Origin of the sequence: Streptomyces sp. NPDC013157 (assembly GCF_042899865.1) — a bacterium.
Lineage (GTDB): Bacteria > Actinomycetota > Actinomycetes > Streptomycetales > Streptomycetaceae > Streptomyces.
In genome coordinates this window covers 79,421-94,005 of the sequence record NZ_JBIBAK010000009.1, presented here as the reverse complement: position 1 = coordinate 94,005, position 14,585 = coordinate 79,421, and the positions used below count along the sequence as shown (strand labels likewise).

Annotated in this window: 12 protein-coding genes; 5 read left to right on the top strand and 7 right to left on the bottom strand. The window is 72.9% G+C overall.

Going from position 1 to position 14,585, the window contains the following annotated elements; genetic code table 11:
* Positions 1–7: 7 nt before the first annotated feature.
* Both ACFY6U_RS25990 and ACFY6U_RS25985 read left to right on the top strand, forming a co-directional pair.
* Positions 8–1,741, top strand: a complete 1,734-nt coding sequence (locus ACFY6U_RS25990; protein ID WP_390041935.1) for a thiamine pyrophosphate-dependent enzyme — start codon at positions 8–10, stop codon at positions 1,739–1,741.
* Between the two features lie 61 nt (positions 1,742–1,802).
* Entirely contained in the window at positions 1,803–2,825 is a 1,023-nt protein-coding gene (locus ACFY6U_RS25985) for a hypothetical protein (RefSeq protein WP_390041933.1), read from the top strand.
* 22 nt (positions 2,826–2,847) lie between these two features.
* Here ACFY6U_RS25985 and ACFY6U_RS25980 read toward each other — a convergent pair whose 3' ends face one another.
* The 6 genes from ACFY6U_RS25980 to ACFY6U_RS25955 all read right to left on the bottom strand — a co-directional run bounded on the left by ACFY6U_RS25980 (position 2,848) and on the right by ACFY6U_RS25955 (position 11,503).
* Positions 2,848–3,447 carry a flavin reductase family protein gene (locus tag ACFY6U_RS25980; RefSeq protein ID WP_390041931.1) on the bottom strand — a complete coding sequence of 200 codons (600 nt, stop codon included), beginning with the start codon at positions 3,445–3,447 and terminating at the stop codon, positions 2,848–2,850.
* Positions 3,448–3,508: 61 nt separating this feature from the next.
* A complete protein-coding gene (locus ACFY6U_RS25975) occupies positions 3,509–4,294 on the bottom strand; it encodes an enoyl-CoA hydratase/isomerase family protein (RefSeq protein WP_390041930.1) in 786 nt (261 codons plus the stop codon).
* Entirely contained in the window at positions 4,294–6,531 is a 2,238-nt protein-coding gene (locus ACFY6U_RS25970) for an acetate--CoA ligase family protein (protein WP_390041928.1), read from the bottom strand. Before ACFY6U_RS25970 ends, ACFY6U_RS25975 begins: the two co-directional genes overlap by 1 nt.
* 118 nt (positions 6,532–6,649) lie before the next feature.
* Entirely contained in the window at positions 6,650–8,161 is a 1,512-nt protein-coding gene (locus ACFY6U_RS25965; protein ID WP_390041926.1) for a flavin monoamine oxidase family protein, read from the bottom strand.
* A 233-nt stretch (positions 8,162–8,394) separates the two neighbouring features.
* Positions 8,395–9,600 (bottom strand): flavin-containing monooxygenase, encoded by a 1,206-nt coding sequence (locus tag ACFY6U_RS25960; RefSeq protein ID WP_390041924.1) that lies wholly within the window; start codon positions 9,598–9,600, stop codon positions 8,395–8,397.
* Between the two features lie 301 nt (positions 9,601–9,901).
* Complete coding sequence (locus ACFY6U_RS25955; protein WP_390042427.1) at positions 9,902–11,503, bottom strand: subtype B tannase; 1,602 nt, start codon at positions 11,501–11,503, stop codon at positions 9,902–9,904.
* Between the two features lie 214 nt (positions 11,504–11,717).
* On the opposite strand from ACFY6U_RS25955, the gene ACFY6U_RS25950 reads away from it, so the two are divergent.
* From ACFY6U_RS25950 to ACFY6U_RS25940, 3 genes are all read left to right on the top strand, one after another.
* A complete protein-coding gene (locus ACFY6U_RS25950; protein ID WP_390041923.1) occupies positions 11,718–12,155 on the top strand; it encodes a Zn-ribbon domain-containing OB-fold protein in 438 nt (145 codons plus the stop codon).
* Positions 12,156–12,220: 65 nt separating this feature from the next.
* A complete protein-coding gene (locus tag ACFY6U_RS25945; RefSeq protein ID WP_390041921.1) occupies positions 12,221–12,859 on the top strand; it encodes a GNAT family N-acetyltransferase in 639 nt (212 codons plus the stop codon).
* Positions 12,860–12,899: 40 nt separating this feature from the next.
* Positions 12,900–13,781 (top strand): GNAT family N-acetyltransferase, encoded by an 882-nt coding sequence (locus tag ACFY6U_RS25940; RefSeq protein WP_390041920.1) that lies wholly within the window; start codon positions 12,900–12,902, stop codon positions 13,779–13,781.
* A gap of 69 nt (positions 13,782–13,850) precedes the next feature.
* On the opposite strand, the gene ACFY6U_RS25935 is transcribed toward ACFY6U_RS25940, so the two are convergent.
* A complete protein-coding gene (locus ACFY6U_RS25935; protein WP_390041919.1) occupies positions 13,851–14,522 on the bottom strand; it encodes a pyridoxal 5'-phosphate synthase in 672 nt (223 codons plus the stop codon).
* Positions 14,523–14,585 lie beyond the last annotated feature (63 nt).

Genomic DNA, 14,585 nt, shown 5'->3' with positions numbered 1-14,585 from the left:
GTGTGCAATGTCCCGGACAGTGGCCGACGGCCTGTGGGAAATGCTGGTCAGCGCCGGGGTGCGACGCTGCTACGGGATCGTGGGCGACGCGCTCAACCCGGTGATCGACGCGCTGCGCCGCAACGGCCAGGTCGACTTCGTGCATGTGCGCAACGAGGAGTTCGGCGTCTTCGCCGCCGTCGCGGAGGCACGGCTGACGGGGCAGCCCGTCGTGGTCTGCGGGACGGCGGGACCGGGGGTCGTACACCTGGTCAACGGCATGCTGGACGCCCGCAAGGAGCGGGTGCCCGTCATCGTCCTGGCCGGCGACACCGAGACCGGCCTGCTGGACAGCGAGACCGTCGAGGAGCTCAACCCGTACCGCTTCTTCGCCACCTCGGCGGTGTACGTGTCCCGGCTGGTCAACCCCGCGCAGCTCCGCCACGTCGTGACCTCGGCGGTCACGGCAGCGGTGACCCGGGGCGGACCCGCGGTCGTGTCCCTGCCCGGTGACGTCGCGGCGGCGAGCGCGCCGAAGGAACGCTACGAGATCCGGCTGCCCCGGCCGGTCCGTGCACCGGCCGGGGCGGAGGACCTCGCCGCCATGGCCGAGCTGATCAACGAGGCCGGTACCGTGGCGGTCTTCGGCGGCTACGGCTGCGAGGGTGCGCATGCGGAAGTGACCGCGCTGGCCGGGAAGCTGAGCGCCCCGGTCGGCTACTCGCTCAAGGGCAAACAGTTCCTGGAGCACGACAACGCGAACGCGGTCGGCATGACCGGGCTGCTCGGCTACGGCGGCTGCCATCACGCACTGCACCACGCGGACGTCGTGCTGATGCTCGGTACCGACTTCCCGTTCAGCGAGTTCCTGCCGCACGGGAAGACCAGGATCATCCAGGTCGACCACGAACCGGAGCGCCTCGGCAGGCGCGCCCCGGTCGACCTGGCCGTGGCCGGTGACGTGCGGGCGACCGTGGACGCGCTCCTGCCACTGGTCGAGCCGAAGTCCGACGGCGGCTTCCTCGCCCGCTGCGTGGAGGAGACGGAACGGTTCCACCGCAGGATGCGGCACTACACGGAGAAAGGGCCGCGCATCAGGCCGATCCGGCCCGAGTACGTCGCCACCGTCCTCAGCGACCTCGCCGACGAGGACGCCCTGTTCTTCGCGGACACCGGCACCCCCGTGATCTGGGCGGCCCGGCACATCAGGTACGGGCCGCGGCGCCGGCTGCTGGGATCGTTCTCGTGGGCGTCGATGGCCACCGCGTCGCCCGGCGCGTTCGGTGCGCAGCTCGCCTTCCCCGGACGGCAGACGATCGCGCTGTGCGGCGACGGCGGGTTCACCATGCTCGCGCTCGGCGACCTGCTCACCGAGGTGCAGCGCCGGCTTCCGGTCGTGCACATCGTGCTGAACAACAGCGGCCTGGAGTTCGTCAGGATCGAGCAGCAGGAGGCCGGCTTCGTGCCGTACGGGACCGACTTCGCGACCCCGGACTTCGCCGCCGTCGCCGAGGCGATGGGCGCCAGGGGCATCCGCATCGAAGACCCCGGCGAGGTGGCGGACGGGCTCGCGGCCGCGCTGGCCCACACCGGGGGTCCGGTCGTCGTCGACGTCCTCGTCGACCCCTACGCGCTCGCGATCCCGGCCCGGGTGCCCGCCAGGACCGCCACGGGGTTCACCCTGAGCGCGGCACGGCAGGTCTTCGCCGGCCGCCTGGACGACGTCGTCGACACCGCCACGCACAACGCCCGGCTCGCCTGACCGGCCGATACGACAAGGAGACCGATATGACCGGCCCATCCGCAGCGGAGGACAACGCGTGGTGACAGAGACAGCGGGCTCCCCGCCCGGCCCCCGGCCCGACTGGCGCGAGATCTACCACGGAGGCTCACCCGAGGCCGAGGAGAGACACTTCCACGACCTTGCCGCCGTCATCGTGGACGTCCAGCGGGCCAACCGGCGAAAATCCGGCTCGCAGGTCTCCCGCCGCACCTTCCACGCCAAGATCGTCGTCGGTGTGGACAACGCCGAACTCGCCTTCCGGGGCGATCTCCCCGCCGCTCTGTGCGCAGGCGACTTCACCCCCGGCGCCCGGTTCCCGGTGACCGTCCGGCTGTCCAACGCGAGTGGCGTCGTCCGCGCCGACAGCAGCCCGGATCTCCGCGGCGCGGCCCTGAAGATCAGGCTGCCCGGCGGGAGGGAGCACGACCTGCTCATGACCAGCTACCCGGTCTCCCACGCCCGCGACGCCACCCAGTTCGTCGAGATCGCCAGGATCGGCGCCGGACCCAGGCCACTTGTGCTGCCCCGCATGCTGCTGAAGTTCGGCCCGTCGGAGACCGCACGCATCCTCGGCAACCTGAGGAAGGCCAACCGCCCGTCACCAGGCCTGGCGCAGGAGTCGTACTGGAGCCGGGGGGCCGTCCTGTGGGGCGACGCGGGTCCCGTACGGTTCCGCCTCAGCCCCCTCGGCGGTTCGGCTCCTGCTGCCGGGCCGCCGGCGGATCCGGCCGACGGACTGCGGACCCGCTTCGCGGCCGGGCTGAGCGGCGCCCCCGTCCGGTTCGCCCTGGACGTCCAGAAGTTCGTCGACGAGCGGCTCACCCCCATCGAGGACGGCGCGGTGCAGTGGCAGGAACGCGACTCGCCCTGGCTCGGCGTGGCCACGCTGACCATCCCGGCGCAGGACCTGCTCGGCGCGGCGGGCCAGGCCGTCCGCGATCACGTCGACACCCTTGCCTTCAACCCCTGGCACGCCCCGGCGGAGTTCCGGCCGCTCGGCAACCTCAACCGGGCCCGCCGCACGGTCTACGCGGCCAGCGCCCGGGAATGGCAGGCGGGATAGCCGGTCGCACGCGGGAGAAGGCTCAGCGGAACCGCCCCCGGTGGAACAGCAGCGGCGCCCGGTCCGGGTCCTCGCCCGTCCCCAGGGCGGTCACCCGGCCGACCACGATCAGGTGGTCGCCGCCCGTGTGGACCGCGTGGACCGCGCAGTCGATCCAGGCGGCGGCGCCGGTCAGCCGGGGGGAGCCGGAGACCGGGGCCGCGTCGTGGGCGACGCCGGCGAACTTGTCCGCGCCGCTCACCGCGAAGGCGCGGCACAGCTCGCCCTGGCCCGCGCCGAGGACGTTGACGCAGAAGACGCCGGCGCGCGCGATGCGCGGCCAGGTGGCCGACGTACGGCCGACCATGAAGCAGACCAGGGGCGGGTCGAGGGAGAGGGAGGAGAAGGACTGGCAGGCGAAGCCGGCCGGGGCGGACTCGCCCTCGGCGGCCGGTGCGGTGATCACGGTCACCCCGGTCGCGAAGGTGCCGAGCACGCGCCGGAACTCCGTCTGCTCGATCGGCGCCCGCTCGTCCGCGTGCACGCACCGCAACTCCGGGCGCGGCAGCGCCTCCACGGGCCCCGCCGCGGGAACCGACCTCAGATAGCGGACGGCAGCCGCGGCCGCCCCTGCGTGTCCCATCACCTCTTCATTGAAAGTGACGGGGCGTCAGATGGGAAGGGGCAGGGGCCCGGTATCGCCGTCATCGGCCCTGGAAATCGGGGCTCCTGCGCTCCACGAAGGCCCGCACCCCGTCCTGGGCGTCCCGGGTCGTCATGTTGATCTCCTGGGCCGCGGCCTCGGCGGCGAAGGCCGACGCCCGGTCGGTGTCCAGGGACGCGTTGACCAGCTGCTTGGTCAGAGCCAGCGCACGGGTGGGGCCGGTGGCCAGGCGGGCCGCCCAGTCGCGGGCCGTCTTGGGCAGGTCGGCGTCCGGTACGACCCGGTTGACCAGGCCGAGCCGTTCGGCCTCCGGCGCGGAGAGCGCGTCGCCGAAGAACATCAGCTCCTTCGCACGGTGCGGGCCGATCAGGCGGGGGAGCAGGTAGGCGCCGCCGCCGTCGGGGACCAGGCCGCGCCGCACGAACACCTCGATGAAACGCGCCGATTCGGCGGCCAGGACCAGGTCGCAGGCGAGCGCGAGGTGCGCGCCCAGACCGGCGGCGGTGCCGTTGACGGCCGCGATCACCGGCTTCTCGCAGTCGAGGACGGCGGCGACGAGCCGCTGGGCGCCGAGCCGGATGGTGCGGGCCACGTCACCCGGCACGCGCTCGGCCGTGCCGCCGCTGCCGCGCAGGTCGGCGCCCGCGCAGAAACCGCGACCGGTGCCGGTGACGACCACCGCGCCGATCCCCGGGTCCGCCGAGGCCTCGCCGAGGAGGTGGATGACGTGGTCGCGCTGGTCGGGGGTGAGGGCGTTGAGCGCGTCGGGGCGGTCGAGGGTGAGGTGGGCCACCCGTTCCGCCGTCACGTACCGGACGGTGTCCATCAGCGGCACACCGCCAGCGCGTCCAGCGCCACCGCGCCCTGGCCCTGCTCCAGCACCATCAGCGGGTTGATGTCGAGCTCGGCGAGCTGGTCGCCGAGTTCCAGGGCCATCCGCTGGACCCGGAGGATCACCTCGACGAGGGCTTCGAGATCGGCCGGCGGCTGGCCCCGGACCCCGTCCAGCAGGGGCCGCCCGCGCAGCTCCGCGAGCATGTCCCGGGCCTGGTCCTCGCCGAACGGCGGAACCCGTACGGCGGCGTCGTGCAGGACCTCCACCAGGACCCCGCCGAGCCCCACGGTCACCGTCGGCCCGAACAGGTCGTCGTGGGTGACCCCGACGACCATCTCCACGCCTCGCTCCACCATCTGGCAGACCAGTACGCCGTCCAGGGCGACCCCCTCGTAGCGGGCGATGTCCGTCAGGTCGCGGTACGCGTCCCGCACCTGGCTGGCCGAGGTCAGGCCGATCTTCACCAGGCCCAGCTCCGTCTTGTGGGCGATCTGGCCGCCGGACGCCTTCATCACCACCGGGTAGCCGACCAGTCCGGCCGCGCGCACGGCCGCCGCCGCGCTGGTCACCAGCTGCTCGCGCGGCACCCGGATGCCGTACGCGCGCAGCAGCTGCTTCGCCGCGTGCTCGCTCAGCTGCCGGCCCGGCCGCATCAGCGCGAGCGCCTTGCGGTAGGAGGGGGACGGGGTGCGCGGCGCCTCGTCGAAGGGGGAGCGGTAGTCGCTCACGAAGCGGTGGTGGTCGAGGTAGGCGCGGACGGCGGTGAGGCAGTTGCCGACCGTGCGGAAGGTGGCCACCCGGGAGGAGCCGAGCAGGACCTCGCGGTAGGCGGGCTCGGTGCCGACCGGCGAGCCCCACACCACGCACACCAGCTTGTCGCTCGCCTCGGCCGCGTCGACCAGGTCCCGGACCAGCTTGTCGCTGAGCGGCGGGAAGGGCCCGGTGATCGGGCAGACCAGCACCCCGACCTCCGGGTCGGCGAGGATCGCGTCGATGATCTTCCGGCCGCGCCAGTCGCCCACCGGGTGCCCGCCGTTGTCGACCGGGTTGGCCACGCTCAGGTACTCCGGTATCCACTGGTGCAGCTCGGCCTGCCGGGCCTCGGACAGCACCGGCAGCTTCAGTCCCAGGCCGGCGGCCAGGTCGGCGACGTGCGCACCGGTGCCGCCCGAGATCGAGTAGACGACCACCCCGTCGGCGCGCGGCGCCCGCGCCCGGGCCAGCAGGGCGGCGGTGTCCTGGAGTTCGTCGAGGCCGTCGACGCGGATCACGCCGTACTGGCGCAGCGCCGCGTCGACCACGTCGTCCGCGCCGGTCAGCTTGCCGGTGTGGGAGGCGGCGGTGCGGGCGCCGGCCTCGGTGCGGCCGACCTTCACGGCGACCACCGGCACCCGGCGGCGGGCCGCGCGGTCGGCGGCGAGCAGGAAGGCGCGGCCGTCCTTGAGACCCTCGACGTAGCAGGCGATGGCGCCGACCTCGGGGCGTTCGGCGAAGTAGGAGATGAAGTCGGCGGTCTCCAGGTCGGCCTCGTTGCCGGTCGGCGCCCAGTGCGAGAGCCGGATGCCGAGTTCCTGGGCGGCGAAGACGGGCCGGCCCTGGTGTCCCGACTGGGTGATCAGCGCGATCGCCGGGCCGTCCAGGTCGTCGCGGAACCGCTCGAAGGCGTTCAGGTTGGTGTTCGGGCCGAGCAGCCGTGGCCCGGAGCGCCGTACGGCCGCCGCCAGGCGGGTCTGCGCCGCCGCGCCCTCCTCGCCGGTCTCGGCGAACCCGGAGGCGAAGGCCACGGCGAACCGCACCTTCGCCTCGGCCAGTTCCTCGATCACCGGCAGCGGGTCGGCCACCAGCAGCACGGCGAGGTCGACCTGCTCGGGCAGGTCGGCGACGGAGGGCACGCAGTCGATGCCGAAGACCGACGGCCGGGTCGGATGCACCGGGTGCACCCGGGCCCCGACCCGCCCGGCCCAGTCGAGGAGCTGCCGGGTGATGCCGGTGTTGGGCCGCCCCTCGGCGTCCGAGGCGCCGATCACGGCGACGGACTCGGGGCGGAAGAACCTGTCCAGATCCGGTACGTCCGCGTACAGCGGCCGTCCGCTGACGTCCAGCGCGTCCGCGTCGCCCGAGTCGGCCGTACGGCCGTGGACGGCGGGACCGGGACGCTGCTCACCGCAGGCGATGACCCGGGCCCGGCGGGAGTCGGTGGTGAGGGTGCCGTGGGTTGATCCAAGCATCGTTCCGCCCGCTCCTGTGTGACAGCACAATTACCTGACGCAGTGTCAGATTACTGAACTGACGCTGCGTCAGGAACTGGTCTGCACGCAAAGTTGAGCGCCGAAGCAGCTCTTCTTCTCAGCCGAGGGCGGCCAGCACCTCCTTCGCCACCCGCTCGCCCGACCGCACCGCCCCGTCCATGAACCCGGTCCAGAACGTCGACGTCTCCGTCCCGGCCCAGTGGATCCCGCCCGCCGGCTCGCGCAGCGCGGCCCCGTACCCGGTCAGCACCCCGGGCGGCGCGTAGGCCACCGGGCCGCCCCGCGAGAAGCTCTCATTGTCCCAGCGCTGCAGCACGAAGGAAGTGGGGGATTTGGCCTTGTCCCCGAAGTAGTTGGCGTAGTCGGCCAGTACGGCGGTCCTGACGTCGGCCTCGCCCGCCGCGTCGTGCGCCCGCATCTCGTCGGCCTCGATGAAGCCCATCAGCGCGCCGTAGGAGCCGTCCGGCGGGGAGTTGTCGAAGGTCGAGCGGACCACTCCGGAGTCGCTGACCGCCTGCCCGTTGAGGCCGTCGGCCCGCCAGAACGGGGTGTCGTAGACGGCGACGGCCTTGCCGATCGAGCCCATAGGCATCCGCTGGGTTAGCTGGTCGCGGGCGGCCGGGAGCAGCGGGTCGTAGGTGATGCGGGCGGCCAGCGGGGGCGGCAGGGCGACCACGACCCGGGTCGCGTTGACGGTGATGCCGTCGGCCGTGACGACGTACGCGCCGCCGGACTTGGCGATCGAGCGCACCGGCGCGCTCAGCACCACCCGGTCGCCGAGGGTCGCGGCGAGCTTGATCGGGACCTGCTGGCTGCCGCCGACGAAGCGGGACTCCTGGGCGCCGCCCGCCGTGTCGGTGAGGCGTTCCAGGGTGCCGGCGTTCGACTCGTCCCCGGCGGCGGCGATGTAGTAGAGGACGTAGAGCAGGGAGAGCTCGCGGGGCTGGGCCGAGAAGATCGACGTGCACGCCAGGTCCAGCAGGAACTTGGCGGAGGGGATGACCGCGTTGGCGTTCAGCCAGCTCTCGAAGGTCTGCTTGTCCCACTCGGCGGCCTTGGCGGCCGTCCACGGCGCGTCCACCGGGACCTGCGCGGCCATGCTGTCCAGCTCCGACTGCACGATCGCCGCGTTGGCGAGCCCTGCCGCGTCCACCGGCGGGACCGAGCCGAGCAGGCCGCTGGTGTCGTACGGGGTGCGCTTGCCGTCCTTGTAGAGGAGGTTGTTCCCCGTGTTGTACGTGGTGAAGGTGGCCACGCCCAGGGAGTCGGCGAGGGCCTTGATGCGGTTCTGGGTGGGGCCGATGAACTCACCGCCGCCCTCGGTGAAGCCGCCGTTGGCCAGCTTCAGGTTCACCACCCGGCCGCCGACCCGGTCCCGGGCCTCCAGTACGGCCACCGACCTGCCGCCGGCCACCAGGTCGCGGGCCGCGGTGAGCCCGGCGATGCCGCCGCCGACGATCGCGACGTCGACGGTCCGGGACGCGGCGGCCGAGGCGGTGCCCGCGGAGACCGCGGTGAGGCCGACGGCCCCGGCGGCGGCACTGCCGAGGAGGGAACGGCGGGAGAGCCGCGGGGAGGTCCGGCGGGAGAGCTGTCTTTCACGTGCCACGTGCGTCCTCCGTGCTGGGCGAGAGGGGTGGAACCGGAAAGTTGAGCAGGGCTCACATTCTGGTCCCGGGCACGGGCGGGATGCTACCGCCGGTAACAAACGGCACACGTCGCATGCGTCACACGCGCAACGGGGTTGCTGTGCAAGGAGGTTGGGGCTATCCATGCCGCCCCCGGCCGCTCGGCGCACGCCGCCCCCGGCCGCTCAACGCACGCCGCCCGCGACCGTGCTGCCTACGCCGTCGGCTGCCGCTCGGACCGGGCCTGCCGCTGCCGCTCGGCGGTCGTCCTCGCGGCCGCCCTGGCGACCGCCCTCGCGATCCTCTCCGCGTCGATGGCCATCTCGCGGATGTTGCCGCTGATGGGGTTGGTGTAGCCGGTGAAGTAGAGGCCGGGGGCGTTCTTCGGGCTGCGCGGGCCGTGGGCGACCGGGCGGCCGCGGTCGTCGAGCACGCCGAGGTGGCCGACCAGGTCCTCCAGGCCGCGGACGTATCCGGTCGCGGCGATCACCGCGTCGGGGGAGATGCGGGTGCCGTCGGCGAGGGCGACCTCGCCGTCCGCGAAACCGTCGACGGCGGCCACGATCTCGACCTTCCCCCGGCGCACCGCCTCGATGAGCCCGACGTCCAGGACCGGGATGGCGCCCTGCTTCACCCGGCTGTAGAGGCCGCTGTCGGGGCGGGGCAGGCCGTGCGCGGCCAGGTCGGGCACGCTGACCTTGGCCATGGTGCGGGCCAGCCGGTCGACGAAGGCGGTCGGGAGCCGTCGTACCAGGATGGAGTTGTACTGGGCCGCCCAGCCGGCGGTGGAGCGGCGCACGATGTGCGGGACCGTGCGGACCGCCAGCCGCACCCGCGAGGCGCCGCCCTCGGTCAGGTCCACGGCGATCTCGGCGCCGGTGTTGCCCGGGCCGACGACGAGGACGTCCCGGCCGGCGAAGGGCTCGGCGTTGCGGTACGCCCCGGCGTGCAGGAACTCGCCGCGGAAGCCGTCCCGGCCCGGCCAGTCGGGGATGCGCGGGGTGTGGTTGAAGCCGGTGGCGACCACCACCGCGGAGCCGGTCAGCTCCCGTCCGCCGGAGGCGTGCAGCAGCCAGCCGTCGCCGTCGGGGGAGCGTTCCACGCGGGACACCTCGACGCCGGTGACGATCTCCAGCTCGTGGTGCTCGGCGTACTTCTCCAGGTAGCGCACCACGTCGTCACGGGAGACCCAGCGGCCGAAGCGGCGCGGCACGGGCAGCCCGGGGAGCGCGGACAGGCGCCGGGTGGTGTGGAGGTGGAGGCGGTCGTAGTGGCGGCGCCAGGACGCGCCGACGTCGTCCGACTTCTCCAGGATCACGGCACGGATGCCCCGGACCCGCAGCGCGTACGCGGCGGCGAGCCCTCCGGGGCCTGCGCCGATGACGTAGACGGGCGAAACGGTGGGGGGAAATGCGGCCATGAGCGGGAGCGTAATCACGCTTCACGTTGATGGGTCTCGGTCAAGACCGGAATTGGTTGCGGATTGATCACACCCGTAGGAGAAGTGAGTGGGGCTTGTGACGTAGCCCACCTCATCCGGTGCTCATGGGGTGGAAATGAGAAAGACCCGTGACGTCGGGCCCCGGTGCGCTTGGGCCCGACGTCACGGGTGGGCGGTGTCCTTGGACAGACGGGAAAAAGGCCACCGCGTTCGGGGAGGCTATCGCGGCTTCGAGAGCGCCATCACGATGGTGAGAGCTTCTTACTTCCGCGGCGGCCTGTTAATTCCGCTTGCCCTTCTTGTTCTTGCCGTAGCCCGTCACCGTGGCGATCCAGGTGATGAAGTCGCCCGGGTCGGTGTTGGCGCCATGACCCTCGTCCCAGTAGTAGAGGTGGTTGACGTCGTCGCCGAGGTTGTCCAGGCGGGCCGCCAGGTTCGCGGAGATGACGTGCGAGGTGTCGGAGTCGCTGGTGCCGAGGCGGATCCACCAGTGCTTGGAGCGGCGGTCGTTGACCTTCTCCACCAGGTGGTACATCGGGTTCATGAGGTTCAGCTTCTCGGGGATGTCGGCGGCGACCCGCTTGGTGCTGAGTCCGGTGGTGTCATTCTTCGCGCCGTACGCCGTGAAGTGGCGGGTCTCGGTCGTACCCGCTCCGAATTCATTGTTCTCGCCGGCCGACAGGTCGAAGGCGTCGAAGGCCGGGGTGTCCTTCTTGCGGGCGCCGACGTGGGTGAGGAAGTCGTCCCAGCCGAAGGCGGCCCTCCCGCCGGACCAGGTGATGAAGGTGTTCTTCGCCAGGTACGTCTCCCGGTCCGAGTCCGAGAGGGCGGCGAGGTACTTCGTGGCGGACGGCCGCAGGTACTGCTCGACCAGGTAGTCGTCGTAGTTGCGGGCGGTCAGCGGGCCGAAGCCGTCCAGACCGCGCAGCTTCAGGCCCGCCTGGTACTCGGCGAACTGCGCCTTCAGGTCCTTGGAGACGGACTGGTCGACCTGCTTGCCGGTGGAGAGGTCGTTGGTGCCCCAGTTCCACTCGTAGGCGCCGTCGGCGTGCTCCAGGTCGGTGATCGGGCACCAGGCGCCGACCGCGAAGATCGCGTCGGAGGCGTCGGCCGCGCCGAGTTCCCTCAGGTACTTGTCGTAGATCGGGCTGTCGCCGGACGCGCCGAGCAGCGAGGAGAGGGCGCCGCCCGCACTGGTGCCTGCAGAAACGATTCGCTCGACGTCGCCGGGGATCAGGCCCTTGTTCGCCCTGATGTACCGGACGGCGGCCTTGAGGTCGACGATCGCGGCCGGGGCGGTGCCGTAGTACTCGCCGTCGGAGTTCTTGAGGGTACGGCCGCGGGCGCCGGGCTCGATCACGACGTACCCGGCGGCCAGCGCGAGCAGTTGGTTGCCGGCGGTGGCGCCGCCGGTGGCGTTGGTGTTGCCGTTGGCGTTGGAGGCCGTGCCCGCGGAGGAGCTGGGGGCCGCGCCGGTGGGCGCACCGCTCGGCGCCGCGCCGCCGCCCGTCGCGGAACCGCCGCCGCCGACCTCGGTGGCGTCGGCCACGGAGGAGGGCATGTACCCGCCGATGGAGTTGGCGAGCAGGATCGGGGCGTTCGTCGGGTCGACCGCCGTGCCGTCGATCTCGACCGGGGCGCTGACGATCAGGGACTGGTAGGTGGCGTCCACCGGGTTGGCGACGTAGGTGATCGCCTTCCAGAAGTGGTAGGTCACATCGTGCTCGGTGCCCTCGGTGTCCGTGATCGTCGTCGTCAGCTTGGCGTACCCGTCCGGGTCGAACGTCAGGGAGTCCGAGGACGAGGAGGACCTGCTCGACGCCTGCGCGCTGAGGGCGACACCGCCGACTGCCGCGACACCGGCCGTGGCGCCGATCCCCATGACCACGGTCCTGCGCTTGACTGCCCTGTGCTTCACGTTGCTGCCTCTCGTATCGGGCTCCTTGGCCTTGCGGCTGCGAACGTAATCTCGCTGCGACAAAATCGTCAACAATTTCCCGGGATCTCACGGGGGGCCCACAGGGTCACGGGAAACGCACAGGTTTTGCCCATCCGGGACTGGGCTGCGCTTCAGGATCTGACGTAACGTCAGATTCATGGACGCGACGAGTTCCGACGGCATACGCAGCCGGCCCCCGCGGTACGACCGCCCCGAACCGGACGCCTTCACCCGCCCCTACTGGGAGGCGGCGGCCGAGGGCCGGCTGCTGCTCCGCCGCTGCGGCTCCTGCGGCCGGGCCCACCACTACCCCCGGGAGTTCTGCCCGCACTGCTGGAGCGAGGACGTCACCTGGGAGCGGGCCACCGGCCGCGCGACCCTCTACACCTGGTCCGTCGTCCACCGCAACGACCTCCCGCCCTTCGGTGACCGCGTCCCGTACGTGCCCGCCGTGGTCGACCTCACCGAGGGCCCGCGCATGATGACGGAACTGGTGGCCGCCGACCCGGGGGCCCTGCGCGCCGGGCTGGAACTGGAGGTCGCCTTCCGGGAGGGGGCACCGGTGTTCCGCCCGGCACCGGCCCCGCCGCGCTGAGGCCGGCCGGGCCGTGCGAGGCAACCCGCTGGGGTCTCGCCCGGCGCACGCGTTTGAATGGCCCCATGGCCCTCACCGACGAACAGCCCGCCGCCCGCCGCCCGGACGCCACCCCGCACGGTCACGGTCTGCGGCTCGACCGCTGGGACCCGGACGCGGAGGCGCAGGTCGAGGCGTGGCTACGGTCCCGTACCGACCCGGACTTCCGTCGCTGGAACACCCCGCTCACCCTGGTGAGCGACCTCGCGGGTGCCCGCGCGGTCCTGCGCAGGCAGGCGGCGGACGCCACCTGCGAGCCGTTCCGGATCACGGACGCGGAGAGCGGTACGACCCTCGGCCATGTCGGCGTCAACATGATCGACCACACGTTCCGGACCGCCCGGGTCGGCTACTGGGTGCTGCCCGAGGCCCGGGGCCGCCGGGTCGCCACCCGCGCCCTGGCCCTGGCGACGGACTGGGCCTTCGCCGGACTGGACCTCCACCGCCTCGAACTGGGCCACGCCCTCGGTCATGACGCGTCCTGCCGAATAGCCCTGACGTGCGGCTACGGCTACGAGGGGACGCTGCGGGGCGCGATGTTCGAGGCCGGCCGGCAGGACGCCTTCCGCGACGTACACCTGCACGCCCGCCTGGCCACGGACCCGAGCCCGGACGTGGACCGGACCCCGCTCGCGGCCCCGCCCCGGTCCCCGGCACGGGATTAATTCGCGTGCGGAGCACGGCGATCCGCGGCCACCATCGACCATGGCCCCCGAATCCCCCGCCCCCGCCTGGCACTTCACCGCCGACGTCGACGAATTCCTCGCCCGTGCCCGTGACTTCCTGCACTCCCGCCCGGACCTGTACACCGTTCACCTCACGGTGACGGCGCAGCTCCGGCTGCGGGGCCCGCAGGCGTACGGCGACGACCCCCCGTTCTTCGGTTTCCTGACCCGCGGCGACGGCGGGGTGGCCGCGGCGCTGCTCCACACGCCCCCGTACGCGTTGCACGTCACCCGCCTCGCGGCCGACGAGACCGAGGCGCTGGTCGAGCGGCTGCTCGCCCTCGGCCACCCGGTGTCCGGGATCTCCGCCGAGCGCGCCACGGCGGAGGCGTTCGTGGCGGAGTGGGAACGCCGGACGGGGGTGCCGGGAAAGCTGCACGAGCTGCAACGCCTGTACCGGCTGGCCGGGTTGACGCCACCCTCCCCGGCGCCGGAGGGCCGGGCGCGGCCGGCCGGCGCGTCCGACCGGGAGCTGCTGGTCCGCTGGTACGAGGGGTTCGTGGCCGACGCGGGCCTGCGGGCCGGCCGGGACGCCGCGGAGTGGGCCGACTTCCGGCTCTCGTACGGCGGCGTCACCCTCTGGGAGACACCCGACGGCACCCCCGTCTCCATGGCCGGCGTGACCCTGGCGGTCGCCGGCCAGGTCCGGGTCGCGCCGGTCTACACGCCGCCGGAGCTGCGCGGCCGCGGGTACGCCGGTGCGGTGACGACGGAGGTGGGCCGGGCGGCGCTGGCCGCGGGCGCCGCCGAGGTGCTGCTCTTCGCGGACCTCGCGAACCCGACGAGCAACGCGCTCTACCAGCGGATCGGCTACCGGGAGGTGGCCGACTGGGCGGTGTACGACTTCGGGGTGGGGGCCTGAGCGATCCGGTGGGGGTGCCGTGGTCTGCCGTCTGCCGTCTGCGGGGCCTCGCGGCCCGAGCGCCGGCGCTCACGGCCACAGCAGTTCCCTGCGCCATCCGCCGTCCGGCTCCGCCACGTACCGGAGGCGGACGTGACGGCGGTCCGGGTCGCCCTGGAAGAACTCCGCCTCGTCGGGGCGCAGGTGGTAGAGGGTCCAGGTCGGGGACGGGGCGGCCGGGTCGGCGTGGGCGCGTCGCCAGGCCGCCTCCGACTCCGTGCGCAGTTCCTCCAGCGAGGACAGGGGGCTGCTCTGGCGGCCGGTGAGGGCCGCCGCCAGGGCGCCCGTCGAACGGGCGTGCAGGTCGGCCTGGCTCTCCTCCGCGGGAGCCGCGGTGACCGGGCCGCGGAGCCGGACCTGGCGGCCCAGCACCGGCCAGTAGAAGGCCAGGGCCGCGTACGGGCGGGCGCTCAGCTGGTGTCCCTTGCGGCTGGTCGCGTGCGACGCGAAGGACCAGCCGTGCGCGTCCGCGCCGTGCAGCATCACGATCCGTACGTCCGCCCGGCCCTCCTCGTCCGACGTCGCCAGCGACACGGTGTGCGGCTCCGGCTGCCCGGCCGCCACCGCCTCCGCGAACCACGTGGTGAAGAGGGGGAGCGGTTCCGCCGGAGCCGCCGCCGGGTCGAAGGGCCGTAGCTCCGTGGCCTCCGGGTGCCAGACGCGGAGCGACTTCAGGAGCGCGTGAAGATCCGTTGCTGCCATGTGCCGAGTATCACTCGGTACCTCCCGCAACCGTGTCATCAGCGACCTCGTGCGGTGGTCCCG